The 24,517-nt window shown below is 38.9% G+C and carries 25 protein-coding genes; 5 read left to right on the top strand and 20 right to left on the bottom strand.

The window, feature by feature from the left end; all coding sequences use genetic code 11:
• Window positions 1-75: 75 nt before the first annotated feature.
• Entirely contained in the window at window positions 76-627 is a 552-nt protein-coding gene (locus NSS82_RS16115; protein WP_076105643.1) for a YdhK family protein, read from the bottom strand.
• Between the two features lie 175 nt (window positions 628-802).
• On the opposite strand from NSS82_RS16115, the gene sleB reads away from it, so the two are divergent.
• A complete protein-coding gene (gene sleB / locus NSS82_RS16110) occupies window positions 803-1,444 on the top strand; it encodes a spore cortex-lytic enzyme (RefSeq protein WP_076105642.1) in 642 nt (213 codons plus the stop codon).
• A gap of 47 nt (window positions 1,445-1,491) precedes the next feature.
• Here the strand turns inward: sleB and NSS82_RS16105 are convergent, their stop codons facing one another.
• The gene (locus NSS82_RS16105; protein WP_076105641.1) at window positions 1,492-2,331 is read right to left on the bottom strand and encodes a GNAT family N-acetyltransferase; all 840 of its coding nucleotides are present in this window, start codon (window positions 2,329-2,331) and stop codon (window positions 1,492-1,494) included.
• 20 nt (window positions 2,332-2,351) lie between these two features.
• Window positions 2,352-2,903 carry a GNAT family N-acetyltransferase gene (locus NSS82_RS16100; protein ID WP_076105640.1) on the bottom strand — a complete coding sequence of 184 codons (552 nt, stop codon included), beginning with the start codon at window positions 2,901-2,903 and terminating at the stop codon, window positions 2,352-2,354.
• A gap of 404 nt (window positions 2,904-3,307) precedes the next feature.
• Here NSS82_RS16100 and NSS82_RS16095 point away from each other — a divergent pair, with 404 nt between their 5' ends.
• Window positions 3,308-4,111 carry a DUF2935 domain-containing protein gene (locus NSS82_RS16095; RefSeq protein WP_036678028.1) on the top strand — a complete coding sequence of 268 codons (804 nt, stop codon included), beginning with the start codon at window positions 3,308-3,310 and terminating at the stop codon, window positions 4,109-4,111.
• Window positions 4,112-4,361: 250 nt separating this feature from the next.
• Window positions 4,362-5,153 carry a hypothetical protein gene (locus NSS82_RS16090; protein ID WP_076105639.1) on the top strand — a complete coding sequence of 264 codons (792 nt, stop codon included), beginning with the start codon at window positions 4,362-4,364 and terminating at the stop codon, window positions 5,151-5,153.
• A 70-nt stretch (window positions 5,154-5,223) separates the two neighbouring features.
• Here NSS82_RS16090 and NSS82_RS16085 read toward each other — a convergent pair whose 3' ends face one another.
• The 8 genes from NSS82_RS16085 to NSS82_RS16050 form a co-directional block, all read right to left on the bottom strand.
• Complete coding sequence (locus NSS82_RS16085; RefSeq protein WP_038570858.1) at window positions 5,224-5,490, bottom strand: CD3324 family protein; 267 nt, start codon at window positions 5,488-5,490, stop codon at window positions 5,224-5,226.
• Between the two features lie 188 nt (window positions 5,491-5,678).
• Complete coding sequence (locus NSS82_RS16080) at window positions 5,679-7,073, bottom strand: protoporphyrinogen oxidase (RefSeq protein ID WP_076105638.1); 1,395 nt, start codon at window positions 7,071-7,073, stop codon at window positions 5,679-5,681.
• Between the two features lie 143 nt (window positions 7,074-7,216).
• Window positions 7,217-9,820 (bottom strand): ABC transporter permease, encoded by a 2,604-nt coding sequence (locus tag NSS82_RS16075; RefSeq protein ID WP_076105637.1) that lies wholly within the window; start codon window positions 9,818-9,820, stop codon window positions 7,217-7,219.
• A complete protein-coding gene (locus NSS82_RS16070) occupies window positions 9,817-10,500 on the bottom strand; it encodes an ABC transporter ATP-binding protein (protein ID WP_036678042.1) in 684 nt (227 codons plus the stop codon). The genes NSS82_RS16075 and NSS82_RS16070 overlap by 4 nt, the downstream gene beginning before the upstream one ends.
• 95 nt (window positions 10,501-10,595) lie before the next feature.
• A complete protein-coding gene (locus NSS82_RS16065) occupies window positions 10,596-11,597 on the bottom strand; it encodes a sensor histidine kinase (protein ID WP_076105636.1) in 1,002 nt (333 codons plus the stop codon).
• A gap of 1 nt (window position 11,598) precedes the next feature.
• Complete coding sequence (locus tag NSS82_RS16060) at window positions 11,599-12,282, bottom strand: response regulator transcription factor (RefSeq protein ID WP_036678046.1); 684 nt, start codon at window positions 12,280-12,282, stop codon at window positions 11,599-11,601.
• A 35-nt stretch (window positions 12,283-12,317) separates the two neighbouring features.
• On the bottom strand, window positions 12,318-13,160 hold the full coding sequence (locus NSS82_RS16055; RefSeq protein ID WP_339205315.1) for a GNAT family N-acetyltransferase: 843 nt from the start codon (window positions 13,158-13,160) through the stop codon (window positions 12,318-12,320).
• 168 nt (window positions 13,161-13,328) lie between these two features.
• Window positions 13,329-14,096, bottom strand: coding sequence for an SDR family NAD(P)-dependent oxidoreductase (locus tag NSS82_RS16050; protein ID WP_036678050.1), 768 nt, complete (start codon window positions 14,094-14,096; stop codon window positions 13,329-13,331).
• Window positions 14,097-14,353: 257 nt separating this feature from the next.
• Between NSS82_RS16050 and NSS82_RS16045 the strand changes: the two genes are divergently transcribed.
• Window positions 14,354-14,962 carry a TetR/AcrR family transcriptional regulator gene (locus tag NSS82_RS16045; RefSeq protein WP_076105634.1) on the top strand — a complete coding sequence of 203 codons (609 nt, stop codon included), beginning with the start codon at window positions 14,354-14,356 and terminating at the stop codon, window positions 14,960-14,962.
• 103 nt (window positions 14,963-15,065) lie between these two features.
• Here the strand turns inward: NSS82_RS16045 and NSS82_RS16040 are convergent, their stop codons facing one another.
• The 6 genes from NSS82_RS16040 to NSS82_RS16015 form a co-directional block, all read right to left on the bottom strand.
• Window positions 15,066-15,383 (bottom strand): iron-sulfur cluster biosynthesis family protein, encoded by a 318-nt coding sequence (locus NSS82_RS16040; RefSeq protein WP_038570840.1) that lies wholly within the window; start codon window positions 15,381-15,383, stop codon window positions 15,066-15,068.
• A 32-nt stretch (window positions 15,384-15,415) separates the two neighbouring features.
• Window positions 15,416-17,095, bottom strand: a complete 1,680-nt coding sequence (gene ilvB / locus NSS82_RS16035) for a biosynthetic-type acetolactate synthase large subunit (protein WP_076105633.1) — start codon at window positions 17,093-17,095, stop codon at window positions 15,416-15,418.
• A gap of 202 nt (window positions 17,096-17,297) precedes the next feature.
• Window positions 17,298-17,756: a DMT family transporter gene (locus tag NSS82_RS16030; protein WP_036678062.1), complete on the bottom strand. Its 459-nt coding sequence runs from the start codon at window positions 17,754-17,756 to the stop codon at window positions 17,298-17,300.
• A 40-nt stretch (window positions 17,757-17,796) separates the two neighbouring features.
• Window positions 17,797-18,222, bottom strand: a complete 426-nt coding sequence (locus tag NSS82_RS16025; protein ID WP_036678064.1) for a DMT family transporter — start codon at window positions 18,220-18,222, stop codon at window positions 17,797-17,799.
• 190 nt (window positions 18,223-18,412) lie between these two features.
• Window positions 18,413-18,814 carry an NUDIX hydrolase gene (locus NSS82_RS16020; RefSeq protein ID WP_076105632.1) on the bottom strand — a complete coding sequence of 134 codons (402 nt, stop codon included), beginning with the start codon at window positions 18,812-18,814 and terminating at the stop codon, window positions 18,413-18,415.
• Window positions 18,815-18,870: 56 nt separating this feature from the next.
• The gene (locus NSS82_RS16015) at window positions 18,871-20,013 is read right to left on the bottom strand and encodes an MFS transporter (protein WP_256718517.1); all 1,143 of its coding nucleotides are present in this window, start codon (window positions 20,011-20,013) and stop codon (window positions 18,871-18,873) included.
• 221 nt (window positions 20,014-20,234) lie between these two features.
• Between NSS82_RS16015 and NSS82_RS16010 the strand changes: the two genes are divergently transcribed.
• Window positions 20,235-21,182 (top strand): LysR family transcriptional regulator, encoded by a 948-nt coding sequence (locus NSS82_RS16010; RefSeq protein WP_081386586.1) that lies wholly within the window; start codon window positions 20,235-20,237, stop codon window positions 21,180-21,182.
• Here the strand turns inward: NSS82_RS16010 and NSS82_RS16005 are convergent.
• From NSS82_RS16005 to NSS82_RS15995, 3 genes are all read right to left on the bottom strand, one after another.
• Window positions 21,076-22,839 (bottom strand): ATP-binding cassette domain-containing protein, encoded by a 1,764-nt coding sequence (locus NSS82_RS16005; protein WP_076272517.1) that lies wholly within the window; start codon window positions 22,837-22,839, stop codon window positions 21,076-21,078. The genes NSS82_RS16010 and NSS82_RS16005 overlap by 107 nt on opposite strands.
• Window positions 22,832-23,899, bottom strand: a complete 1,068-nt coding sequence (locus NSS82_RS16000) for an ATP-binding cassette domain-containing protein (protein WP_341109831.1) — start codon at window positions 23,897-23,899, stop codon at window positions 22,832-22,834. Before NSS82_RS16000 ends, NSS82_RS16005 begins: the two co-directional genes overlap by 8 nt.
• A 342-nt stretch (window positions 23,900-24,241) precedes the next feature.
• Window positions 24,242-24,373: a hypothetical protein gene (locus NSS82_RS15995; RefSeq protein WP_341109830.1), complete on the bottom strand. Its 132-nt coding sequence runs from the start codon at window positions 24,371-24,373 to the stop codon at window positions 24,242-24,244.
• Window positions 24,374-24,517: the final 144 nt, after the last annotated feature.

The raw sequence follows: 24,517 nt of genomic DNA, 5'->3' as shown, positions 1-24,517 counted from the left end.
AGCTGACTATAAAACAACAAAAACTGCAACGTACTCATGCGTAACTGAGTAAGTTGCAGTTTTTGTGTTGATCTATTATTTTACAGGTGAAAGCTCATCTTCTGTTACCCACTTATGATTTTTCACTTCATCTCCACCCGTAGTAGGTTTGTAATTAATCATATAGACAGTGGTTTTTTCTGCTGAGTTAATCTGAGCCGTTGCACCCTTCATATCCTTCATATGATCAGATTCCATAATAACCTCTGAGCCTGGTTGATAGGATATATCATCTGCTTCTTTTATTTCTTCATGAATAATCCACTTATGATTTGTGACCGGCTGACCTCCTGTAGTAGGTCTATAGGAAACATTATATGCTGTCGTCTCATAAGCTCCCACAATTGTCGCAATGGCTCCCTTCATCCCTTCCATATGGTCAGTTTGGATCACAGCTTCACTTCCTACTTTGTAAGTAGGGTTCTCCGCTACCCGCAGATCTTTTGGAACTTCACCTGAACTTGAATGTGAGTTATGTTCCATTTGTGTATCGTTAGAAGACATTTGATTGCCATAGCTATTGTCATTACTACAAGCACTTAAGCTGAAAGCAGCTGCAACGACTAGTAGAAATAATTGCTTTTTCATATAAAAGACCTCCGAAATTTTATCTGCCTATAAGTATTATTTTACCCATTTCAGAAAATCACAAACGGAACTAAGAGTTCACAGTTTGTAAAACAGTAATTTATTTTCCATTAAATGAGTGTTGTCTCAATGATTAAACTATATTTATAATGTTTTCTGAAAGGAGGCTACTATAATGAAGACTAAAATATTCACTTTGTTGCTTCTTTTGGGTCTGGTGAGCATGGCTACTATGATCGGTTCTGCTAATGCAGCTCCGGTATTAACCATAGGAAGTTCTTCAGGAGATGTATGGGATCTACAATATAGATTAAAAACCCTTGATTTCTATACTGAGCCCTTAGATGGGGTATACGGATCACAAACGAAAGCAGCGGTTACTAGTTTTCAAAAGGCCTATGGAATAAGCGCTGATGGAATTTCGGGGACAAAAACTTGGAATATTTTAAAAAAACACACGCTTAATATTAATGAAATGGATATTTTGGCTAAAGTTATCTACAGTGAGTCTCGCGGTGAGCCTTATGTAGGACAAGTTGCAGTGGGTGCAGTAGTCATGAATCGTATACAATCAAGTCAATTTCCTAATAATATTAAAGAAGTTGTATTCCAAAAAGGAGCTTTCACAGCCGTATCTGACGGCCAGTATTGGCTTACACCAAATCAGACAGCTTATTTAGCTGCTCTTGATGCTGTTCGGGGTTGGGACCCCACAAACCATTCAATCTATTATTTCAATCCGGATACAGCAACAAGTGCATGGATCTGGTCACGTCCGCAAAACTTGAAAATTGGTAAGCATATATTTGCGAGTTAAACGCATCAAATAGCTAAGATCAACAAAAGCCGATCTAACTATGATAGTTAGATCGGCTCTTCAATTCCAAGCACTAAAGCCATATTAATCTGCCCTACTTCGTCCTTATGGTTATACCCCAATTTATTATAGATTCTGATCGCATTTCGATTTTCTTTATCTGCTGCTAGAAAACTCCGCTTAGCGCCGTTGTTATTCCCCCAGCGTATACCTTCAACAGCTAACTTATGTCCGATACCTTGGTTATGATATTTCGGATCTACAGCTAATTCTCTAAGCCATAACACAGGTCCCTTTTCATTTTCAAATCCGTAGATGTTCAATAAACATACTCCAACAATGCTTTTATTCAATTCTGCTACAAGAATACAAGAATGATCCGATTCATTCCATGTTTGTATGAAATCCAACTCTTCACCATAGAAACCTCTTGAAAGATTTATACATGCTTTGGTGATCATACTAACCTGTAAATAGTCTTTAGGCTCAATGTTTCTTATGAATGGTGATTCTGCTTGATCGGTGATCTTCTTTGAGATATCCTCATTCCAGAAATCAATAAACTGACTAACTATCTTGAACCCCAAAGACTCCATAACTGGCATGAGATCTGGATGTATAAATTCGATATACATTCTATGAGTTCCACCCACAGGTAATTGAATAAACTTACTGGTCAGATCTATTAGTGCAGTCCTAAATAATTCTGTAGACTCGGCAGCCCAGTGAATATTATGACCCTCATCAACCGATTTACATAATATAAACACACCAGGTTCATCAATAAGAATATCCTCAGGCGCCTGTAGTTCCAGCTCTTCAACATCCAAATATTGCAAAGAACTGTACTTATAAGCTTTCGCTTTTAGGAATGAATTCTTAAACATAACTTCGAAATAATCCCCTTTTATGGATTCGATAATTTTGATTGGTTACTAAATGTAAAAATCATCTTTAATTCATCATCATATGACTTCCCGCATTCCTCTAAATAACTATCACCAGTGTATTCTTTTAAAGTTTTCCTCCAAAAATGCTGTGCTCTCCCATTTGTGCCCGTGGGATTTGTTTGCAACTCCCAGTTACCCAAATGAAGCTTAAAGACTTCCTTAGCTGCATATTCAGCAATTCCCTTACCACGGAAGGGCCGTAGAATAAAAAATTCATTCAAATAGAATTCACAAGCAGACGGTGTGTAAGGCGGTGTAGCAACTAATGCAAACCCTACTGGAATATCATTTTCTTTTATTAAATAAGGATACAAAACGCCAGCTTTCTCCCACCAAATGTCGAAGACTTTATTCTGTTCCTTCAGTGTCTGTGTCTCGTCCTCCGCGAATACCCCGTATTGATTAGGAATCGTCCCCCATATTTCTGATAGATCGTGTAAGTATAGTGGGTAGAGGTTGTTAATAATAAACTTCGAGGCACTATCAGTTAAGGTGATTGTGATATTCATATCGTTACCTTCCTACCTTCTATCGAATTTTCGAATATATTAATGGAGATCACTCAAATAACATTCTGTATAATTATCTTTTGTATACTCTGTAAGTACTTTCCGTTAAAATATTATGGCAGAATAACTTTTTATCTTCAACGGTTCAGGAACAAACTTAATCTCCATCATCCCCCACAATTTCTTCTCAATAATTACTTCTTTTCTCAGTATAATTACGACCTCGCTCTAGTTATATGCCATATTCGATTAGAATTAATTTTTATATAATGTCACCATTTATATTTGATAATTAAGTTAAGCGTACCTGTACTTCTATATACTCGACTCGCCTTAACTTCTGCGGATATAGTACAAACCTCTAGCATATTATAATTGTATAAAAATGGGAGGTGTGCTCAGATATGCCGGATCCTTTTGTTTCGAGATCTCTAGATGAAATACGATTCTGGTCACGAATCATGAAAGAACACTCTTTTTTTCTTAAATTAGGGTTTCGTTGTGAAGACACGCAACTAATTAATGAAGCAAACCATTTCTATGCCACATTCGAAGCCATAGAGAATAGATCACTCGGATTTACTGTGGATTCTGATCCAGCAGTAATACGGAAGTTTAATGAGGAAGTTCATAGTGCAGCTTCACATATCTGGGCGTTCAAAAGAAAAATACTAGGTCTAATTCTACAATGTAAGCTTCCAGGCGGAACGAACTTCCCCTTATTAGTGGATCATGTCAGTAGGGAAGCCAACTATTTTCGAAATCGACTGGAAGAACTGAATCAGGGTAGGTTAGATCCTTTACCAGACGCAATTATTAATGAAAATGTATTCTTCCTACGTATAATGGCAGACCATGCTAAATTCATTGGTCATTTATTGGACCCCTCTGAACGTCAACTTGTTGAACAAGCAAGAAATTTCAGCCATGACTTTGATGTTTTGCTGTATCAAGCTATTGATCTTAGCTCCATGCGTCCTCAATCCCAAACCAAACCCCTGCTCAGTCAGCAACTTGACGAGAATAAAGTCTCAGTTAAATCTCTCCGTGACTTTAAGAAAACGGCACGAGATCTTATTGAGGAATGTCGAATAAAGAGCATCATCCATCCATTGCTTGCGGATCATGTATTCCGAGAAGCAGAACGATTCCTGTATATAATTGATGCATTTGAAGCCTCTTTGAATATGAATAAACAAATCGTATAGCATTACATATTTAATGGATAGGGCGACAACTTGTATCAAAAAATACAGGTTGTCGCCCTATCTATCTTTATATTTGACTTCATTAATTCAGTAATCCATTCCCAATCGATGTATAGAGATTTAAAGCACAAAAAGTAGTTGGTATTTGAGAAAAAACACTTTATAGTAAAACTCAGGGAGGAATAGTAAGTTTATGGAATACGGGATTGCTACCAGTAAATACAAAATCAATAGATAAGGATGATTGAAAATGAAAAGGTTTGGTCGATATTTGATACTATGCACTATGGTTATTGCTCTATTAATGCCATCCACTGTGTTTGCTGCTGATAAGAAATTGCTTAACGAAGCGAGTATTACTTTGTCTAGTGATGTTATTCCCGTGGGTGGAACCACAAAAATAAAAGTTCGCTTACTAGCCGAAATGACCAGTCTTACATATGCAAAATTGACACCTGAAGTTTCTGATGAATCTATACTTACCATTGAATTGGATGGTTACTCAGATTATATTATTACAGGAGTTCAAGAAGGTTCTGCAGAAGTAGTCTTCAACATTCCTGGTTGGTCTGAAGAAAGATTCCCTATTACCGTTCTATCTGAGGCAGATTATGAAGAAAAGATGAAAACGCCACAAGAAGTAATAGATTTCACAACCTATTCTAATCAAATAGCAGCGATTTTTAAATTTGACGAAATTGCCTCTGAGGCATATGTAAAGAACAGAATAGATACAGGTAACAATAGAAAACAACGCTATACAGCGTTTAATAATGTGATCATTCCCAATTACACTAAGTTGGTAATAGAGGCGAAAAAGATCAAAGCACCCAATACAGAATTGCAGGCGTTACATGAAATCTATTTAAAAGCGATTAAGTTGCAATTAGAAGCAATGACAATGATGAAAGAAGCACTATACAAAACAAAGGTTTCTAGTACAGCTATTAATGCCGCAAATAAAAAGATGGATGAAGGCGTGAAGTATGAAGGACAGTTTGTAGATGGGATCAATAAATATCGGAAAAAATATGGTATTTAAGATTAAATTATAATTAAATTCCAAAAACCACGTCAGAGTTTCCTCTAACGTGGTTTTTTTGGATGATAAGCTATTTTTTTGAATAAACAATTTTCTTGATACTATCTCTAGAAAGGCAATATTCATCTGAAAGCTGGTCAACCGTTGCACCAACAGCAAATCTTAGACAGATTTCGATATTTCTAGATCTTAAGTATTTTCTGCTCCCTGATTTTTCGCCCCATTTTACATGTGATTCTTCTGGCTTAGGGATATAAACCATACCACCGTTGATATATTTCTGAATTTCCTCTAATAATTCTTTTGGGAAAATCGTATCTGCATTTACATATTTCATAATCGCTCTGCTCCTTAAACTTTTTAATGAGTTTGAAGGTAGCAAAGTCTATTCTGTAAACAACCCATGCACACTGCACTAGCGGTAAACTCAATTTTTCGCTCTATACAAACAACCGCCGTTGTTTATAAGTCTAGACTTTGCATAGAGCTGATCGCTAATCTTCTCACGATTGTACACCCTCCTTTTTATTGTGTAGTTACTTGTTCCAAAATACGCTCAGCTGTCTTTTCTCCATTCGCAATACAATCCGGAATACCAACTCCATAATAAGAGCATCCGGCAAGGATAACATTAGGATACCTATCTGTCATCTTCTTCTCTAAGGATACTACAATTTGATGATGAAGTTTATGGTAATTTGGCATTACATCATGCCATTTGGTCACATCATAGGTAGCTGGCTGTCCTGTTATCCCGAGACTGGTCTGTATATCTTTCAAAGCCACCTTCAATAGTTCCTCTTCAGATAGCTTGATCAACGAATCATAATGAGGGTTTGAGCTCTTATAAAAGAGTCTGACAAGCAGACGCTGTTGTCCTGACGTATGCTCCCACTTGCGACTTGTCCACGTACACGCATTACATAGAACATCATCGCTGTTGGCAGTGATGAACCCTGTGCCATTCGCAGGCAACTGACTATCAGGGATATTAAATCCTAAATATACACTAATCATTGAACTATTATATAACTGATTGAAATCTTCATTTAGTTCTTCGTCTTGAAGTAGCGCTTGTGCAGTAGAATGCATCGTTCCAAGTACGACAACATCGGAGTCTATGATTCGTCCATCTGCCAAAGTTACCCGGTACTGCTCTCCACGTTTCTCAATTCTCTCGGCACGAATCCCTTTGATGATCTCCGAATTAGAAAGATGTTCTTCCATAGAATCGATCAAGGCAGACACACCACCCTTGAATGACATGAACTTCTTATCGCCATTTCCTAGAAATTTGGCTTTATTAGCGGATAAACCCTGAATAATACTGCCGTATTCATTCTTATAATCAATCAAATAAGGCAGTGTCGAGGCAATTGTAAGTTCACTCAACTTCCCGGAATATACACCTGAAAGAACAGGTGAAATTTGCTTCTCGACAAGTTCCTTTCCTAAAAAAGCTTCTAGAAAATCACCCACGGAATCGTTTTTCGTAAACTTATTATTGGGTGTGTAGAAATCTTTGAGTGCTTCAACCTTTCCTTCAGCTGAGATCAGTTCTGTAGTAGCAAGCGACTCCATACTGAGCGGAATGCCAAAGACTGCATCTTTAGGAATTTGCTTCAGTTTACCTTCTGTATAAATAAAGGATATTCCTGTCGCGTTATATACAACCTCATTTTGTATACCCAACTCTTCAATCAGAGGTGCAACATTCGTTTTGCGGGTGACCATAGAATCTGCCCCAGACTCCATAATGAAGTCTTCTTGTTTTAGTGTTCTGATTTTGCCGCCCAGTCTATCGCTGGCTTCAACCAAAATAATTTTTACATCTAGCTTATTATGCTCTATAGATTTCTGTAAATAGTAAGCGGTGGACAATCCAGTAATTCCCCCGCCAATCACGACAATTGTTCTCAATTCGTTGACACCTACCTCGTGGTTATAATCTGTATCAATTCAATTGTGTACATTATATCATAGGATTTTATAAGAATTTACATACCAACGTGTCAGATATGACACAAAAAAGCCGCGTTAAACGCGGCAATGATGGATAATAGTTATATATTTTCCTGTTTCAATGCATCGATAATGTTCTCTTTTTTCACTTTTGAGCTTGAATATAACATGGCTACGCTAACGATGATAAACACTGCCAAAATGACGCACAAGATACTCATCCACGGAAGTGTGAATCCATAAGAGAAGCTGCTCATCATTGATCTATAGATCAAGTACATAATAACGATACTAATCGGAAGCCCGTATAGTAGTGACTTTATTCCATAAAAAACACTTTCGTAATTAATCATTTTATTAAAACCATTTGGTGTCATCCCCACAGACTTCAGCATTGCGAACTCTCTTTTACGAAGGGATATGCTGGTTGATATCGTATTAAAAATATTCGCAATTGATATTAAAGTAATCAAAGCAATAAAACCATAGGTGAAAATAGACATTAACATGATCATCTGCTCACTATTTTGTCTATTTTGATACACATTTTGAACATAGATATTACGCTCTTTCATTTCCTCTATGGCTTGCTGTGTCGCTAATGGGTCTGTGCTGTTCAAGTTAAGCCGACTTTGAATATCTTTACTCATCGTATCATTTGTTAGTTTATCGAAGACTTGTTCAGAGACGATGATGTTTATTCCACCAACCATTGCTGAATGTACACCCATGGGACGTTTATCAGTTAGAGCGGCAATTTTTACGGGTAATAAATCCGTCGCTTTTTTTGTATCCCAATCCGTATAAAAAAGATCAAGCTTTTGGCCGACTTCAGAGTGAAAAGCTTTGGTCTCGACAATTTTTTTGGCTTTCTCATCCTCAAAAGTAACCGTATCATTCACAATAGCAGTCATCTGATCAAGCTTCGTTAGTTGTTCATAATTTGTGCCGACCGTTTCTGCATAGGTTTTCAAACTCTGTTCATTTAGTGCATAAATCTGAATGTAGTAAGGATATTTCCCGTTCTTTAGAACACTCTTATCCGCCTGCACAATCTCTTGCAATTCTTTCGCCATATTTTTTTCATCAATCCATGAACTCACACTAAGTTCCCTAGTCACATTATATTCCGTTATATTAGGTAATTTGGATATCGATTTCGTCAACCGATCCACTTTTTGAGCGTCCTCAGTCCCCATATATACTTGGATATCATAGTTCAACCCATCCTGTGAGAGTTCTACCGACCTTGTCATATTAGAAGTGAACGCTGATACAGATAAAAACAAAACGATACTAATGACAAGTGAGAACACGGTTGCTTGGTACCTGCGTTTATTTCTCTTTAAATTCTTCAAACCAATTTCTGCTTCAATACCAAACAATCTGCGCACGAACTTGGATGTTTTCACAGCTTTACCAGAGAGCCTAACATCGGTTGTTTGTCTGATCGCATCAATAGCCGAGATCTTTGAAGCCTTTCTGGCTGGAAGATAAGTGGATATAAAAATTGTCAGTATTGAAACTAAACAAGCGGTTAGTAGAGACAGAGGTGTAACAACTAACGTTAATTTTTCTGTTATGCCTAATACATCTTGAATCATTGAATTGATAAACATAAAAGTGATCCCGATGCCTGCTATTCCGCAAATGATCCCAATGGGGATACTAATTAAACCGATAATCATTCCTTCAAAAAACACTGAATTCTGCTTCTGCCACTTTGTAGCCCCTACGCTGGAGAGCATCCCTAAATGACGTGCACGCTCCGAGACAGAGATCGCAAAAGCATTATAGATTAATGAAACGGAACCAATGATAATCACAACCATAATGATCACTGACAATGAAAGAAGTGTGTTACGTAAGCCATCGTTATTCGTCACACCATAGTAGCGGAGCAGACTATTATTATAAGAGATCGACTCGATATTGTTTTCTTTTGCCAATTCCTCTGCATGCTTGTATATGGAGCTATCCACCTTGTTTAATACTACCGTCGCTGTGGTTTTTTCGGCTGCTCCAATCAAGCTTTCATCCACATAACTTAAGGCAGTATAGCCCGGAGACCATGTTGGTTCCCAAGTAGGACGCTTTATCACTCCCACAATCGTATAGTTCATTGGTTTTTTATGAATAATCTTTTCAAGCAGGGTGTCCTCTTCAGTCCGTAATCGTTCATTCTGAGATAGGGGTTGGCCACTATTTTCACCATCGCTAGTGACACGTTCACCAACATCAAGCGTTAAAGTTTCCCCCATCTTGTAAGTGACTTTTGCATTCTTTGCAATCTCCTCAGAAATGACTACTTCGTGGTTTGTCTTCGGGAGTCTACCTTCCAGCAGTTCAATCGGAAATTGTTTAAAACCAGCTGCATTATATTCCTTGATATACCAATAAGGTTTATTCTCATTCTTCCCACCCTCTAAAGGGGCGTAACCACGATCGTTGGAGATCACTAGTGCTTTTGTCGCATCATCTGTTTCTATCGCTTTGAGCTGAGCTTTAGTAACATTTCTATATTGGACATGCCATTCTCCATTTGTCGAGATACTTTGCTTCTTCATTAATTCCATAAAAGAAAAACCTAAGGTCGCGACAGCCGTTACCATAGCTACAGAAATAATGACTCCAATGATAGTAACCAATGTTCTTCGCTTATTCTGTTTCAAATGTCTTATAGTTAATTTGTTTACGATATTCACGGACGAATCACCTCATCTTTAGCGATCCTTCCATCTTCAATAGTAATGACCCGATCTGCTTGCAAGGCAATACGTTCATCGTGAGTAATAACAATAAGTGTTTGATTATACGTTTTATTAAACATTTTTAATAATTCAATAATTTCACTACTATTCTTGCTATCTAGATTACCAGTTGGCTCATCTGCCAGCATAATTGCAGGATTACTAATTAACGCTCTGCCTATGGATACCCGCTGCTGCTGTCCGCCTGATAGCTGATTCGGCAGATGTTTTAAACGATTGTCCAGATTCAACGCCTTCACGGTATCCGCAAACTGTTTCTTATCCACCTTATGCTGATCGAGCAGTAACGGTAGTGTGATATTCTCTTCGACCGTCAACACCGGTATGAGATTATAGAACTGATAAATCAGACCAATTTGTCTGCGTCTAAAGATCGCCAGTTGTGTTTCATTCAAATCGTAAATATCCGTGTTATCTACAAATACTTTGCCGCTTGTCGGTCTATCCACTCCACCTAATAAATGCAAAATGGTTGATTTTCCTGAGCCGGATGGTCCGATAATCGCTACGAATTCACCTTTTTTAATTGAAAACGATACGTCATCCAGAGCCTTTACTGCAGTCTCGCCTTTACCATATGTTTTAGACAGATGTTCAATCTTTAAAATATCCATTGTTAGACCTCCATTTGTTGATGAGATCAGTATATCTGTCTACAATGACTCTCCAGTGACTCTTAAGTGACATTCTAGTCACTAAGCTATAAGTGTTAAATCACTTGCTTGTAAAATTTGATCTGAAATTGTGTACCCTTCCCTACTTCACTCATCACATCAATCGTTCCGTTTTGTTCAGTGATAATACTTTGCGCCAAGGCAAGTCCAATTCCAACGCTGTCTTCGTTTGCATTTGTCCCCTTGTAGAATCGTTTGAAAATATAGGGGATCTCTGCCTTAGGAATTCCTTTGCCATTATCAGTAATGACAATTTCCGTGAACAGCGTGTTTTCTGCAAAAGAAATCGTGATCACTCCCCCAGCAGGTGTATGCTCTACACAGTTTTTCAGAATATTAATCATCGCCTCAGTTGTCCAATTGTAATCGCCTATGAATGAGGTAGCGTCTTCTCCTTCGATTTGGATCCGTTGCTCCTTAATATCCATTGGAATCAGTATGGGCTCCATAGATTTCTGAACAAGCCTCTTTACTTTTATTGAATCTTTTTTAAATTGAATGGTTCCGGCATCGATCTTTGAGAACTTTAATAATGAAGAAACCAGCCAGCCAATCCGATCGAGCTGAAGACTGATTTTCCGCGTAAATTCCATTCTTTTCTCAACGTTCAGTTCAGGGTCGCTTAATAAATCTGCCATCACGGTCATGGAGGTAAGTGGTGTTTTGAGCTGATGGGAGATGTCGGAGATCGCATTGGTAAGCTTTATTTTATCCTCTTGCAACAGCAAACGCTGCTCCGATAACATCAACGTCACCTTATAAATATCATTTTTCAGAATGCTAAGCTCGCCTTCCTGATTATCACGAACATCGAGCGAATAATTACCGCTGCTAATTTGACGTAGATACCCTGAAAGCTTCTCAATTTCGCGGTATCTCCAGCGGGTAAATAATAAACAACAACCTATAAGCAGAACTGAAGTTACCGCCGTGATCCCCATCGCCCCTGATGAAATAAATGCCGTTACTATAATCGCCAGAAGGCTGATCGTAGACATCGTTAGTAATAACCATCTAAATTCTTTGTTACGTAACATCCTAATCACCAACCTTATACCCTAAACCGCGTACTGTTTTGATTAAGGTGGGCTCTTGCGGGTTATCCTCTAACTTTTCCCGTAAGCGTTTAATATACACAGACAATGTATTATCATTTACAAATTCTCCGGCGACATCCCAAATCCGCTCTAACAATTGATTTCTGGAAAGGACTTGTCCCACATGATTAGCAAATATCAGAAGCAGACGATATTCTAATGCTGTTAGCAGAACTTCATTGCCGTTCTTATACACTTTTCCTTCTAGCGTATTAATCCGTACATTCTCTAGTTCAAAATTAGACGGGGTCTGAGCCTGCTTGTTATATCTCCTTAACACCGATTTAATGCGTGATAACAGCTCACGAATCCGAAATGGCTTAGTTATGTAATCGTCTGCTCCCATATCAAGTCCCATCACTACATTGACCTCATCATCAATCGCAGTTAAAAAGATGACCGGAATATCGCTCCGTTCCTTCACGATCTTACACAGATCATATCCGCTGCCATCCGGTAGAGAGAGATCAAAAATGCAAAGTGTTACTTCAGATATCTGCTCCGCCAACACCCTCCTAGCAGAGGTTGCATCATAACATAAAATAGTTTCAAAATGATCCTGCTGCAAGGAATATTCAAGTCCTGACGCAATGGTTCTATCGTCCTCTACGAGCAATATTTTCATATATGTTCATCCTAACCTAATAATTTGCGAAACCGTCATATTGAAAAAGCGCTACACTTATATTGATGAATTTGCTGAAATCCTAAACGAAGAGCTAGCTTTTGGGAAGCTTCATTATCTAATGAACAGTCCCAATAAGGTGTAAAACCATTTGCAAGTATATCTCCCGCTACTAAAGCCGCTAAATGGGTCCCCACTCCTCTATTCTGATACTTGGAGAGGGTTTCAATTCCGATAGCATGAGTATCCACAGTAACGAAACTAGAATAACATACACCAATGATCTCAGCTCCCTCAATAGCAGCATATCCATAGCCTGTTGCCTTAAAGCCTTTTTTCGATGACCAGAATAAATCAATATTCTCATGTACAAATTCCATGTGCTTTAAATCTAAGTTCTCCCAATCCTGTATTTTAAGATTTATAGTTCTAATCCCATTATTAAGGGACTCAGCGGGCTTGTGGAATAACTTGAACACCATTTGTTCAAAAGGATATAGCTTCCTAGAAGGAAACATCAATGCCAGATCCCATTCATCGTGTTGACCTGAGACTTCAAAATACTCCAGCCCAAGCTTTTTCATCCTCGGTGCAATATGACTGGATACATAACTATCTAAGCTTTTGATAAATATCCCATTGGTGTGATCGCCTATAATATAAAATCCTTGCATCCCCTTACTCCATACCAACGCGCTTTTCGGTGTTACAAGTTGATCTACAAAAATCCAGCCCGGATTATTTCCCTCGATGATGGAGAGAATTTCAGGATGAATAAGAGCACCTGTAAGTAACGGTTTCACTTCAATAAAATCCTGTTGAGATAATTCAAGCATATGAACACTCCTCGCCAACAATTTATCTAAATAACTGAGCAATACTTAAAAGAATAATTCCCCTTTGTATATTCTATAAGATAATTCAACAGATTGCTTATTATTAAATCCGATCCGGGTATCCTAAATAAAAAAGAATTGAACCCAATGCTTAACGCACAGGCCCAATCCTTTATTTGGAGTATCCATAATGACCGAAATCAGCTTGCATTATTGACCTATCATACCACCGTCGACTGTATATAGAGAACCCGTTACGAATGAAGCCTCATCCGACAGAAGGAAGTTCATCACAGCGGCAACTTCTTGCGGTTCACCGTAGCGACCCATTGGTGTTGCAGCTTCGTTAGCTGCCTTGTATTCTTCTGCACTTCCGAAATTATTCTCAATTTTACGCATCATTTGTGTATTGATCGTTCCTGGCAGTACCGCATTAACACGAATGCCAAGTGGTGCAAGCTCATTTGCAGCTACGCGAGTCAGACCAATTACAGCATGCTTAGACATAATGTAAGGGGCCATGCCTGGTGCGCCCATGAGTCCTGCCAGAGAAGAAGTGTTCAGAATAGCACCTGAGTTTTGTTTTTTCATCACAGGAATTACATAGTGTAGTCCAAGAAATACACCACGTACATTGACGTTGTATACAAGATCAAGTGCTTTGACGTTAAGCTCTTCGATTTGACCTGCTGGACCTTCAATTCCGGCATTGTTTGCAAAATAATCAATGGCACCAAATTTTTCTACCGCTTTATTAACATAATTCTGAACGTCTTCTTCATTAGAGACATCCGCAGCTACAGCTAAAGAGTTAGATTCATTTAAGCCTAAATCTTGGATAACATTTTTTATCGCTTCTTCATTCAGATCGACAAGTACAAGATTCAGTTTACGATCAGACAATCGACGGGCAAGCTCCTTACCGATTCCTCCTGCAGCTCCAGTAATTACAGCAGTTTTTACATATGATTCACTCATTGTATATTCGCATCCTTTGTTATGAATTGGCTATATATTATAGTCTTAGGAGATGGGATAACCTATCTCTATTACTAGAGTACACCCCATTAGTTAATCTGTTCAATAATCAGAATTTTAATCAATGTCGCCTAACCAACAGAACTGATCTCTGTGTTTACTTATGTCTAAATCTTGAACATTGGCTGATCTTTTGTTACTTTTAAAGTAGGAATTATAAATGAACGATAAAAAGATCATAGCTGGGGGTAGTTTTTTTGATACAGGAAGAGCATGAAGACAGAAGAACCAGAAGAACACGCCAAGCTCTGAAATCTGCATTCATTGAACTAATATTGGAAAATAGTTATGATTCAGTTACGATATTGGACGTGACTAATCGAGCGGATTACAATCGAGGGACTTTTTATAAGCATTTTGAGAGTAAAGAGGCTTTGCTTAACGAAATACATGATGAATTTCTACAGGGCATAGGTGAAGCGCTAATAGACCCTTATGAGGGATTGGATCGTATTGAGGCAACAGAGGTTTTCCCTTCCATTTTGCAATTGTTCGAATATATTGAGGGGCATAAAGCTGAGTTTTTGGCCTTATCCGCTGTGGAACGAGGGAAAATGACTGTTGAACTGTTCGACCGTTTACGGGAATCCATGCGTGAGGATATGCGGATTGAGATAGAAGCTGATGCTGCTCCCGTGGATTATGAAATTATGTTGAGTTACCAAATGTCTGCTACAGTAGGTGTCATTATGCACTGGGCTGAAGTCAATTTCAAATATTCGGCGAGCTATATGGCAGAACAGTTAATTACACTGGTTAACAGCAAAATAGACCATATAGCGTTTATGAAAAAATCAAATGGATAAGAAACGAAACGCAAGCAGCTAATACGGAAACAAAAATTCAAGAAACCAGAGCATTGAGAGATGATCTCAAATGCTCTGGTTTTTTAGTGTAGCAGTGCTCTACTCAGCGAATATCTTTTACTCGAATATTATTTCCTAACAGACTGGCATCACTACTTAATTTAAATGTAGGGTAATTTGCATCTGCTTCAAGTCGCATCTGTTCATCAAATAAAGATTCCTGTTGACGATCAACAAAAAATGTAAAAGGCTCTTTCTGAACTTCAATATCTGTAGCATAGGGTTCACTAATGATCTGAATTACGATCACGCCATTACAACCACAACCCTCTGTATCGAAGAACAATTTAAAATCACCTGGCCGTTCCCCAAGGTTCTCTTTTAACTTATCTACTGTTAGTGCGTTTAGTTCTATGTGCATAAGATACTCTACTCCTTATTTTGTAATTTAGACTACCCTTCAATCGATTCATCGTTGCTTGCCCCAGGCGGGACAATTGGATAGACATTTGTTTCTTCGATGACATCAAATTCCATAATAGCAGGACCTTCGGTATTCATAGCATGTTGGATTATGGCTTTAGCCTCTTCTTTAGTGCTGACTTGATAACCTTGTGCACCAAAGGATTTAGCGAGTGCGGCAAAGTCAGGTGAACTAATCTGTACGGCTGAGTATCTTTTGTTCAAGAATAGTTCCTGCCACTGACGCACCATTCCTAAATAACCATTTTTCAAAATAACTACTTTTACATTGAGCTGCAAATCTACAGCTGTCATGATTTCCTGCATATTCATTTGAAAGCTTCCATCCCCACTTATACATACAACCTGCCGTTCCGGAAAAGCAACTGCTGCTCCAATAGCTGCAGGAAACCCGTAACCCATAGTACCCAATCCTCCAGAGGTTAGAAAGGTACGCGGCTTTTTAAAATTATAGTGATGTGCTGTCCAGATTTGATGTTGTCCTACATCCGTGGAAATAATAGCATCGGAGACAGTTGCATGATCAACGTACCGAATAACGTCTTGAGGTGTCAATCTCGATTCATGATGATCTCTAAATGGTTGAATTGGACATCTGCTCCATTCATTGATCTGGTCATGCCATTCAGGAATCTTTCTATCTGATAAGCGATTAAGCATTTCCTGTAATACGTTTGTTATAGAATCACAAAGAGCTAGATCCATCTCTATATTTTTATCAAATTCAGCTTCATCTATGTCCACTTGGATTTTATACGAATGAGGAGAGAACGCTCTGCGTTTTCCTGTTACACGATCACTAAATCTGACGCCTAGACAAACTAGAACATCAGCTGCTTGTATAGCGCGGTTCGCGGCCACCGTTCCATGCATACCTACCATTCCTAAGTGCAATGGATGATCAGATGGAAACGCCCCTATACCCATCAGAGTAGAAGCAACTGGAAGATCGAGACGTTCTGCCAAATTAAGCAATAAGGAAGGGGTTTCACCTGCTACACATCCCCCGCCGATCAATAGTAAGGGTCTGGCAGCATTCCGAAGTTTCTCCGCCATCGTATCCAAGTCATTCCCATTAGACTGATTAGCAACTGAATATCCACGAATAGAAACAAATGATTGTTGTTCGGAAATTTCGTATATTATTGGAGTTGTGTCCATCATAACATTTTTAGGCAGATCAATAAGAACAGGGCCAGGACGTCCTGTAGTTGCCAAATAAAAAGCTTCATCAATGATGCGTGGGAGATCACTCTTATTCATTACTATGTAATTATGCTTCGTGATGGACATGGTCATGCCATAAATATCAACCTCCTGAAAGCTGTCTAATCCAATCATATCCGTGGGGACCTGACCAGTTAGTACGATCAGTGGAATGGAGTCCATAAAAGCTGTCGCTATTCCAGTTATAGCATTGGTGGCTCCAGGACCACTAGTTACGAGTGTAACGCCTACACTTCCTGTCGCTCTCGCGTAACCATCTGCGGCATGTACTGCAGCCTGTTCATGCCGTACTAAAATATGCTCTAATCCTTCACAATCGAACAATGCATCATATACAGGCAGTACGGCCCCACCGGGGTAACCAAAAATCGTTGAAACACCTTTCCTCAATAACAAGTCTACTAACAATTCCGCTCCCGACATTAGATAATTTCTCCTTTCCTTCTATGCTCCAGATTTACTGCTTTGGCAAAGTATAAATCGATTTTCTTCTCCTCTCGTGTGACTGCCATCACTTCTAATTTGACAGTCATGCGTCCGAGAATAGGTTATTCATAACAAAAAAAAGCATGAACCCTTATGGGTCCACGCTTACAAATTTATTAGCTCTATTTAGAGGATTGATTTAAGCCGACTTTTGAGTCTCCCGGGCACCGCCTAGCTTAAACACTAGAATACCGCCAACAATCACAAGTACTCCGACCAACTGCTTCCAAGTGAAAGGAACCTTCTCAAGCCCTAACCAGCCGAGGGAATCCCACAATAAAGCGAATCCAAGCTGAGAGATTAACACGATAGAGATCGCATAGGTTGGTCCAAGCCGCTTGGTCCCTTGCACGAGACAGATTACAACTCCCACTCCGATCAATCCGCTGATCCAATACCAGGGCTCCATGTTTCGCAAAGTAAATATACGGTTGCCTTCAAAGATAAGACTCATGATAAAAGAAGCCAGAAATCCCATGCCTAACACTAATGTCGTTGTAGCCCAAGATCCAACCTTCTCATTAACCTTCGTATTAAATATATTTTGCAGGCTCACTAGTGAGCCCGCGATAAGCGCTAATATCAAACCTATAATCATAACTTCATTCCTCCATTTATCGATTGTCCATCAGGATCATTTAGAATTTCAGGATCACGACGCCAGCAATCATTAACGCGATACCGATAAATTGTGGCAGTCTCATCTTTCGTTTTTCCATCCCGAACCAGCCTTTAATATCGATGATGAAGGTCAAGCATAGCTGAGCAATCAGCAATGTGGATATCGTAAACGTTACACCAATCTGCTGAATAGCTGTTACCTCACTGAAAATAATGACTGCGGCAAAGGCGCCGCCAATCAAATATAAAGGTTTTACCTGTTTAAAGCCCTGTGATTTGCCATCTCGGACGAATAGCAGGATTAATAAGGACATTATAAACCCAGTTAGCTGTGTAATTGTCGCAGCTTGCCAAGTCCCAATATCTTGACTAATTCGAGCATTAGATACTCCTTGCAGAGTGATACAAGCCCCCGCTAAAAACGCAAATATAATTCCTCTCATTTCTCTCTCTCCTCAACTTCGATCTCTTACATATTAAAAAGCAATTCAGGCCTTTAAAAAAGGACATCTGTCCTAAACCAAAATAAACGATGTTGTTGCCCCTATAAGCCTTTCATATATTTTCAAAAAAAAGACCGCCTCAAGCCATCTCTTAGGCTTAAAACGGGCTTTCAGAACTTTAAATTGTGGATTAGGAAAGTAATTTATGCTCATGCAATTGATCAAAAATGATCTGTGTAACGACTGAAACACCATTTCGATCCTTATAAGATAACCAGGATAACTCTTCAATTTCCGACGCAGGACTAAGTGTACCTTCAAAATCGGCGATATAACATGTCATTTTAACTATGACGCCTTCAGCTTTACCGTGAGCTTCCGCTTCAAAGGTTCCAAAATAGGAGATGGTTTCTGTTTTAATACGAACAGAGATCTCTTCCTCGATTTCGCGCACGAGCGTCTCCTCGTCTGTTTCTCCAGCTTCTCTTTTTCCTCCAGGCAAATAATAGGTATCTTTCCCTTTGGAACGCGCACACAAAACTTGTCCATTCTGAATATGAATCCATGCAATTTTATCAATGATTGTAGTCATACAGTTCTCCCCATATTTTTTTCTAATAATTATATCATACAGCCAAGACCATCTATTTATACAACGTCTATATTTGATTTTTGTATGTGCAGCTTAGCTTTGGCCTGAGGTACATGATGAAGCAAATAGTACGCAGCAAGAGAAAGAAGTGTTACTCCCCCCGCAACCTCATACATCATTCGGTAATCCGTATAAGAAGCAATTAAACCCATGAAATACGAGCCCGCTCCATAACCCAAATCAAATAACAAGAAAAAGGTCCCATTCGCACTACCTCTACGATCTTTAGCCGCTAATTTAAGCGCAAGAGTCTGGAAACATGGCATAAGTGCACCATATCCAATTCCCATAATGACACCAGACATCATTAACATCAAACCAGACCGAGCTTGACTTAAACTAAGCAATCCAACGGCGAAGATTAGAATTCCGGGATAGATGAGAATATGCTCATTATATTTATCGAATACTTTACCTATAACCGGGCGAAACAATACAATCATAATTGCAAAAGCCACAAAAAAATAACCAGTAAGCTGTGATTGATGAATTTCTTTCGTAAAAGAAGCTATAAATCCAGACAAGGAGCTGTAGGAAAAAGCAAGCGTAAATCCGACAAGTGATATCGGCAAGGCTTTCGGCTCGATTACGTCTCTCCAGCGAAGCCCTTTTCGCGTCTTAGCAGGTTCCTTAACAGCTTCAATAACGTTAGCCTTATCTTCTTTTGGCATCCGAACACCTAACGTGAATAACAGCGAAAGAGCGGCAATCACACACACGCCTAACAGTAGTACATTAATATTCTCATCTTTCCAGAGAAAAAGACCCAATGCGGGTCCAATGACCATAGCAATGCTCATAAACATGCTAAAATAACCGATGCCTTCTCCTTGACGTGAATAAGGAATTAGCGTCGAGGCTATTGTACTAGTAGCTGTCGAGGCAATAGCATAACTCATTCCGTGAAGGAAACGAATTACCAGGAATAATACAATTCCATTAGATTCGAAGTAACCAATACAGGCGATTAGAAATATGGTTAGCCCAATAACCGCCATTTTCTTTTTGCCGAATTTATCGACCCATTGTCCCGAAAAAGGACGGATCAATACTCCCCCTATTACATAGATAGTAATCGCTAACCCCATTTGCTGCCTGATTCCCGTGTAAGCTTTCCTTAACGTATAACGGGAATGCAGTTGCCAGAATGTAAAAGGTCAGGAACATAAAAAAACTACTTAAGCAAACAACAATAAAATTCCGGGTCCATATTCTCTCTCTAATCACAACAGACTCTCTCCATCCTACCTATAACTTTTTATATGTTACAATAGTATAGGACTGAAAATTAATTAAGTAAAATACATATTATATGATCGATAGATCACATTAGAGTTATAAGTAAAGTGAGGTTTTTGTTATGGAATTCCTTCAGCTTCAATATTTCCAGGCAGTTGCACGCCATGAACACATGACTAAGGCCGCAAAAGAATTAAATGTATCTCAGCCCTCCCTTAGTAATTCCATACAGCGTTTAGAGAAAAACTTAGGTGTTCCCTTATTCGAGCGACAAGGCAGAAATATAAAATTGAACGAATTCGGCAAAACCTATCTGCAACGTGTCGAGCAAGCTTTTATGGAACTTGAAGAAGGACAGCGTGAGCTCACAGATATGGCTGGACTTGAACATGGTGTAATTTCTATTGCGGCCACACTCCCGTATGTATTGCCCACTTTACTAAAAGAATTTCTTACCCTTCATCCGCATGTACGGATCATCCAACGCCAGCTTGGCTCTGCGTTAGAAATGAGAAATGATTTAGAGAGTGCAGCGATTGATTTTTGCATATCATCTACACCTGTTACCGGACCAGATATCGAGTGGCATACCTTAGCAGAAGAAGAATTATGTTTAACTGTGCCCAAGAACCATCACTTTGCTAATCGAAAGAGTATTTCTTTGATAGAAGCTGCAGGTGAGAATTTCATTTCTTTATCTTCTAGATATAATTTCCGTGAAATTTCAGATGAATTTTGCCGACAAGCTGGATTTGAACCTCAAATTACGTTCGAGCTTGAAGAAGTAAGCGCCATTCAAACCCTAGTAGAAATGGGACTAGGAATCACCTTCACCCTCCCTCTCTCCTTAGGCAGAAGAAGTCAAAATACCGAAATTGTTCAATTAAAAATAAATTTGCTGTGGATTTTTTTAGTAAACCTCATGAATATAATTAAGGTGAAAACTACTATGCTAAGCATTTTTAGTTATACCAAGATGATTGTAAAGCGTACATATCTGCATAAATCCCTTTATTATTTATTAAGTCTTGATGCTGCCCCACTTCAGCTATACTTCCATTATCAATAACATAGATCGTATCCACATTTTTCGCCCAGCCCAGTCTATGTGAAATGAAGATCGCAGCTTTATCTTGGCAGATATCTAATAATTGTGTATAGATCTGCATCTCAGCATTCGGATCAATCGCAGAAGTAGGTTCGTCAAACACTATAAGATCCGCATCATTATATAACGCACGCGCTATCGCCAGCTTTTGCCACTGTCCGCCTGATAGCTGCCTGCTTCCTTCAAGCATTTGACCTAACCTTACATCTAGTCCCCCTAATTCGTAAAACAAATCCATCAGCTCACATTTTTCCAGAATACTTAGTATTTTCACATCGTCCGGCGAAGATTTGGCATCACCCAACAGGATGTTTTCTCTTAGTGTCAGTTCGAATTTAATAGAATGCTGGTACACGACGGATACTTTACCTTGAGGTTCTGGACTGTCTTTCCAGTAAATAGATCCAGAACTAGCAGTGTACTGCCCTAATAACAATTTGATCAAGGTAGACTTTCCTGCTCCATTTTCTCCAACGATGGCTATTTTCTCACCGGGCTTTATGACCATATTGATGTTAGATAAAACATACTTACTGGATTTGGCGTATTTAAAATAGACATTTGAAACGGTAATAGGAAGCATAGCTTCAGAGCTGTTATTGATATTATTTTTTCGAAAATCTCTATTTTTATAGGTAAGCACTTCATTTAAGTCATATAATTTACTGCTGCTGATGTAAAGCTTGCTTAGCGGCCAGGTCAAACTCATGATTTTACCACCACAAGTTAACAAAGCCAGAAATAATACTGAGATTGTCCCCACAATAACTGTATTTGACTCCCCCATTTTACTTAACAGATAGACCAATACGATAAAAATAGCACTCGTCTGAACCATAGCCACAATCATCCCTGTTTTGATTTCGAATTTCCTCGCACTATACCTTTTATCATGCTGCTTCTTCATAAGCTTTGCCCAGAGATCCGTAAAATAGGAGATAGAGTTATAGATTCGCATTTCCCTAATCGCATTAGGATCTTCCAAAGTTACAGCTAGATAATCCCCCATTCTTCCGTCAAAAGTAAGCTCTCGCCCTGTTCTTCTAACTTTAATCTCAGTAAACATTCGAAAAGATAAAGTAGATACGATCATTAAACCCACCACCAGTGTGACTAAAAAATATCCACTTGTAGCCGATAACCAGATGATACTTATAAGTCCTGAGATATTTCCTACACTGGACACCAAAAAACCAGTAATTCCCTCTAAATCTTCTCCAACTATTGTTTTAGCTCTTTGCAGCTTGTTCCCAAACTCTTCATCATCAAAATCCTCAAAGTCAACTTGGTTTGCAATATCTATCAGCTCGGATTGGAAAGCGAGAGTTAGTTCCGCATTCATTCGACTTTTCATTATGTTGGTTATACTCAATGAACAGGCTTGTACTCCATGAATTAAAACAAACCATAGAATCGGAATAAAGGTTATCGCACCAGCAGCTACTGCATTAATGATATGAACTTGAACAGAATACGAGTAAAAAGTTAATAATCCACTGATTATAGGAACTATGATCGTTATTGTTGAGATTACTGGACTTATTCCAATCATCCGTGCCAGTATCGTTAAAATATTCTTAAGGTCTCTTCTCAGCAGAATCTCTCCTTTCTCAGCCATATAAAGAGGACTGGCGGTTAAACATTCCCCTGTACTTACCATCCAAAATCATTAATTCTTCATGTGTTCCACTTTCAACGATTTGTCCATGCTCAAACAGAAAAATTCTATCAACAAATTTGGACATATATAGCCGATGTGTCACAATAATGGAGGTCTGCTGCTCTCCTAATTTCATAAAGGTTTCAAACGCCTGCTGTTCCGCGTAAGGATCGAGGGCTGCAGTAGGTTCATCAAAAATCGTAAGCGAGCCGTTGTTGAGATAAGCACGTGCAATCGCAAGTCTTTGCCATTGTCCACCAGACAGATCGATCCCCCCAAACTGTGGACCTACTAAAGTGTCCAACGCAACACCATAGGAATCAGCTTCTGCTTTTCTCATCGCAGCTAATAATCTTGAATCGTCATACATGGCAGCAATATTCCCCATGGCTATGTTTTCTCGAATTGGTCTATGTAATTTAGTGAAATCCTGAAATACAACTCTCACACCCTTTGTGACGTTATGAGCCAGAACTTCCTGCTCTCCATTAAACCACTGGATGTTTCCCGCTGTTGGATGATATAACCCTGCTATCAGCTTGATGAGCGTGGATTTTCCTGAACCATTCTCACCTACAAAAGCAACTCGTTCACCAGGTTTGAGGATCATGTTTATATTTTTAAGCGTGTCCTCTGCATTGGTTGCATAACGATAATTCAACTGCTGAATTGTGATCTGCATCGCATCGGTATTCCTTATGGAATCTTCCGGATCTCTTTGAACTTGCTCTTCAAGTTCCAAATACGCACTATACTCATTGAAGCGCAAGCGACTTTTGGTCAGATCAGAATACATCCTTGTTAGTGCAGGAATGACAATAAATAATTGACTAGATATCTGAAGTAATAATACGAAAAGTCCGGCGCTCTGCCCGCTACCTCCAAGCGTAATTGCTAAAATAGCAATCGTAAGCCCGTTTAATAAAGTCATTATTATACTTTGGGAGAAGCTTAAGGTCTCAGATAAAATAACTTTTCGGTGCATTTGTTTGAAATTTCCATTGAAGATTTCTTTCATTGTGGTAACCAAGTAGGAGGACATTCCGTACATTCTTACTTCCGGGAGGGTATTTCTACTAACCAGCAAATCAACGATATAATTAATCATTCGTACAGAGGAGGTTTGATTCGCTGAAATGGCCTCTACTTTCCGAGACATCCATCTCATGAGGTAAAGCTGCAGAATTTGTACAACTAAAATGAACACTGCCAGGATATAAAAGCCATAACAGGATAGAACTACGATTAGTGCGATTAATGTTATAAAGTGGATTGTCACTCCGGTCCATTGATCTAATAAATCGATCAGGGAAAGCCGTTTTGCTTTTTCTCTAATCGTTTTTGTTGCGGGGTCTTCCAATTAAGCCGTCGATAATTTAGAGGTCTTAGCCAAAATACTATGTTCCAGTTCATAAATACTGGTTGCCGTTAAATTGGTTACAGAAATGGCTCGAAGAGAACCATTGATGCCAGCCAGATATAAAATTAACATCAGTGAACTTACCAATAGTAAGATATGTAGGTAGGCGTTAGTCGTGAAGTTCTGAATGAGGTCAACCACATATTTCGTTATGAACAGCTCTGCAAATAGAATTGGTGGGCTCAGCAGGTTAGTGATAAAATATAAAAGTGAGTT

Source organism: Paenibacillus sp. FSL H7-0735 (assembly GCF_038008505.1).
Lineage (GTDB): Bacteria > Bacillota > Bacilli > Paenibacillales > Paenibacillaceae > Paenibacillus_AQ > Paenibacillus_AQ odorifer.
The sequence above is the reverse complement of the archived record's forward strand: the minus strand, read 5'-3'. Positions and strand labels throughout refer to the sequence as shown.

Excerpts from the sequence above, each read along its gene's own strand:
- NSS82_RS16010 (WP_081386586.1), top strand. The coding sequence starts at position 20,235 with ATGGAATTCCTTCAGCTTCAATATTTCCAGGCAGTTGCACGCCATGAA.
- sleB (WP_076105642.1), top strand. The coding sequence starts at position 803 with ATGAAGACTAAAATATTCACTTTGTTGCTTCTTTTGGGTCTGGTGAGC.
- NSS82_RS16000 (WP_341109831.1), bottom strand. The coding sequence starts at position 23,899 with ATGAAAGAAATCTTCAATGGAAATTTCAAACAAATGCACCGAAAAGTT.
- ilvB (WP_076105633.1), bottom strand. The coding sequence starts at position 17,095 with ATGTCGGGAGCGGAATTGTTAGTAGACTTGTTATTGAGGAAAGGTGTT.
- NSS82_RS16025 (WP_036678064.1), bottom strand. The coding sequence starts at position 18,222 with ATGAGAGGAATTATATTTGCGTTTTTAGCGGGGGCTTGTATCACTCTG.
- NSS82_RS16100 (WP_076105640.1), bottom strand. The coding sequence starts at position 2,903 with ATGAATATCACAATCACCTTAACTGATAGTGCCTCGAAGTTTATTATT.
- NSS82_RS16050 (WP_036678050.1), bottom strand. The coding sequence starts at position 14,096 with ATGAGTGAATCATATGTAAAAACTGCTGTAATTACTGGAGCTGCAGGA.
- NSS82_RS16060 (WP_036678046.1), bottom strand. The coding sequence starts at position 12,282 with ATGAAAATATTGCTCGTAGAGGACGATAGAACCATTGCGTCAGGACTT.
- NSS82_RS16040 (WP_038570840.1), bottom strand. The coding sequence starts at position 15,383 with ATGCACATAGAACTAAACGCACTAACAGTAGATAAGTTAAAAGAGAAC.
- NSS82_RS16005 (WP_076272517.1), bottom strand. The coding sequence starts at position 22,839 with ATGGCTGAGAAAGGAGAGATTCTGCTGAGAAGAGACCTTAAGAATATT.
- NSS82_RS15995 (WP_341109830.1), bottom strand. The coding sequence starts at position 24,373 with ATGTTAATTTTATATCTGGCTGGCATCAATGGTTCTCTTCGAGCCATT.
- NSS82_RS16105 (WP_076105641.1), bottom strand. The coding sequence starts at position 2,331 with ATGTTTAAGAATTCATTCCTAAAAGCGAAAGCTTATAAGTACAGTTCT.
- NSS82_RS16070 (WP_036678042.1), bottom strand. The coding sequence starts at position 10,500 with ATGGATATTTTAAAGATTGAACATCTGTCTAAAACATATGGTAAAGGC.
- NSS82_RS16065 (WP_076105636.1), bottom strand. The coding sequence starts at position 11,597 with ATGTTACGTAACAAAGAATTTAGATGGTTATTACTAACGATGTCTACG.
- NSS82_RS16030 (WP_036678062.1), bottom strand. The coding sequence starts at position 17,756 with ATGATTATAGGTTTGATATTAGCGCTTATCGCGGGCTCACTAGTGAGC.
- NSS82_RS16090 (WP_076105639.1), top strand. The coding sequence starts at position 4,362 with ATGAAAAGGTTTGGTCGATATTTGATACTATGCACTATGGTTATTGCT.
- NSS82_RS16115 (WP_076105643.1), bottom strand. The coding sequence starts at position 627 with ATGAAAAAGCAATTATTTCTACTAGTCGTTGCAGCTGCTTTCAGCTTA.
- NSS82_RS16095 (WP_036678028.1), top strand. The coding sequence starts at position 3,308 with ATGCCGGATCCTTTTGTTTCGAGATCTCTAGATGAAATACGATTCTGG.
- NSS82_RS16085 (WP_038570858.1), bottom strand. The coding sequence starts at position 5,490 with ATGAAATATGTAAATGCAGATACGATTTTCCCAAAAGAATTATTAGAG.
- NSS82_RS16020 (WP_076105632.1), bottom strand. The coding sequence starts at position 18,814 with ATGACTACAATCATTGATAAAATTGCATGGATTCATATTCAGAATGGA.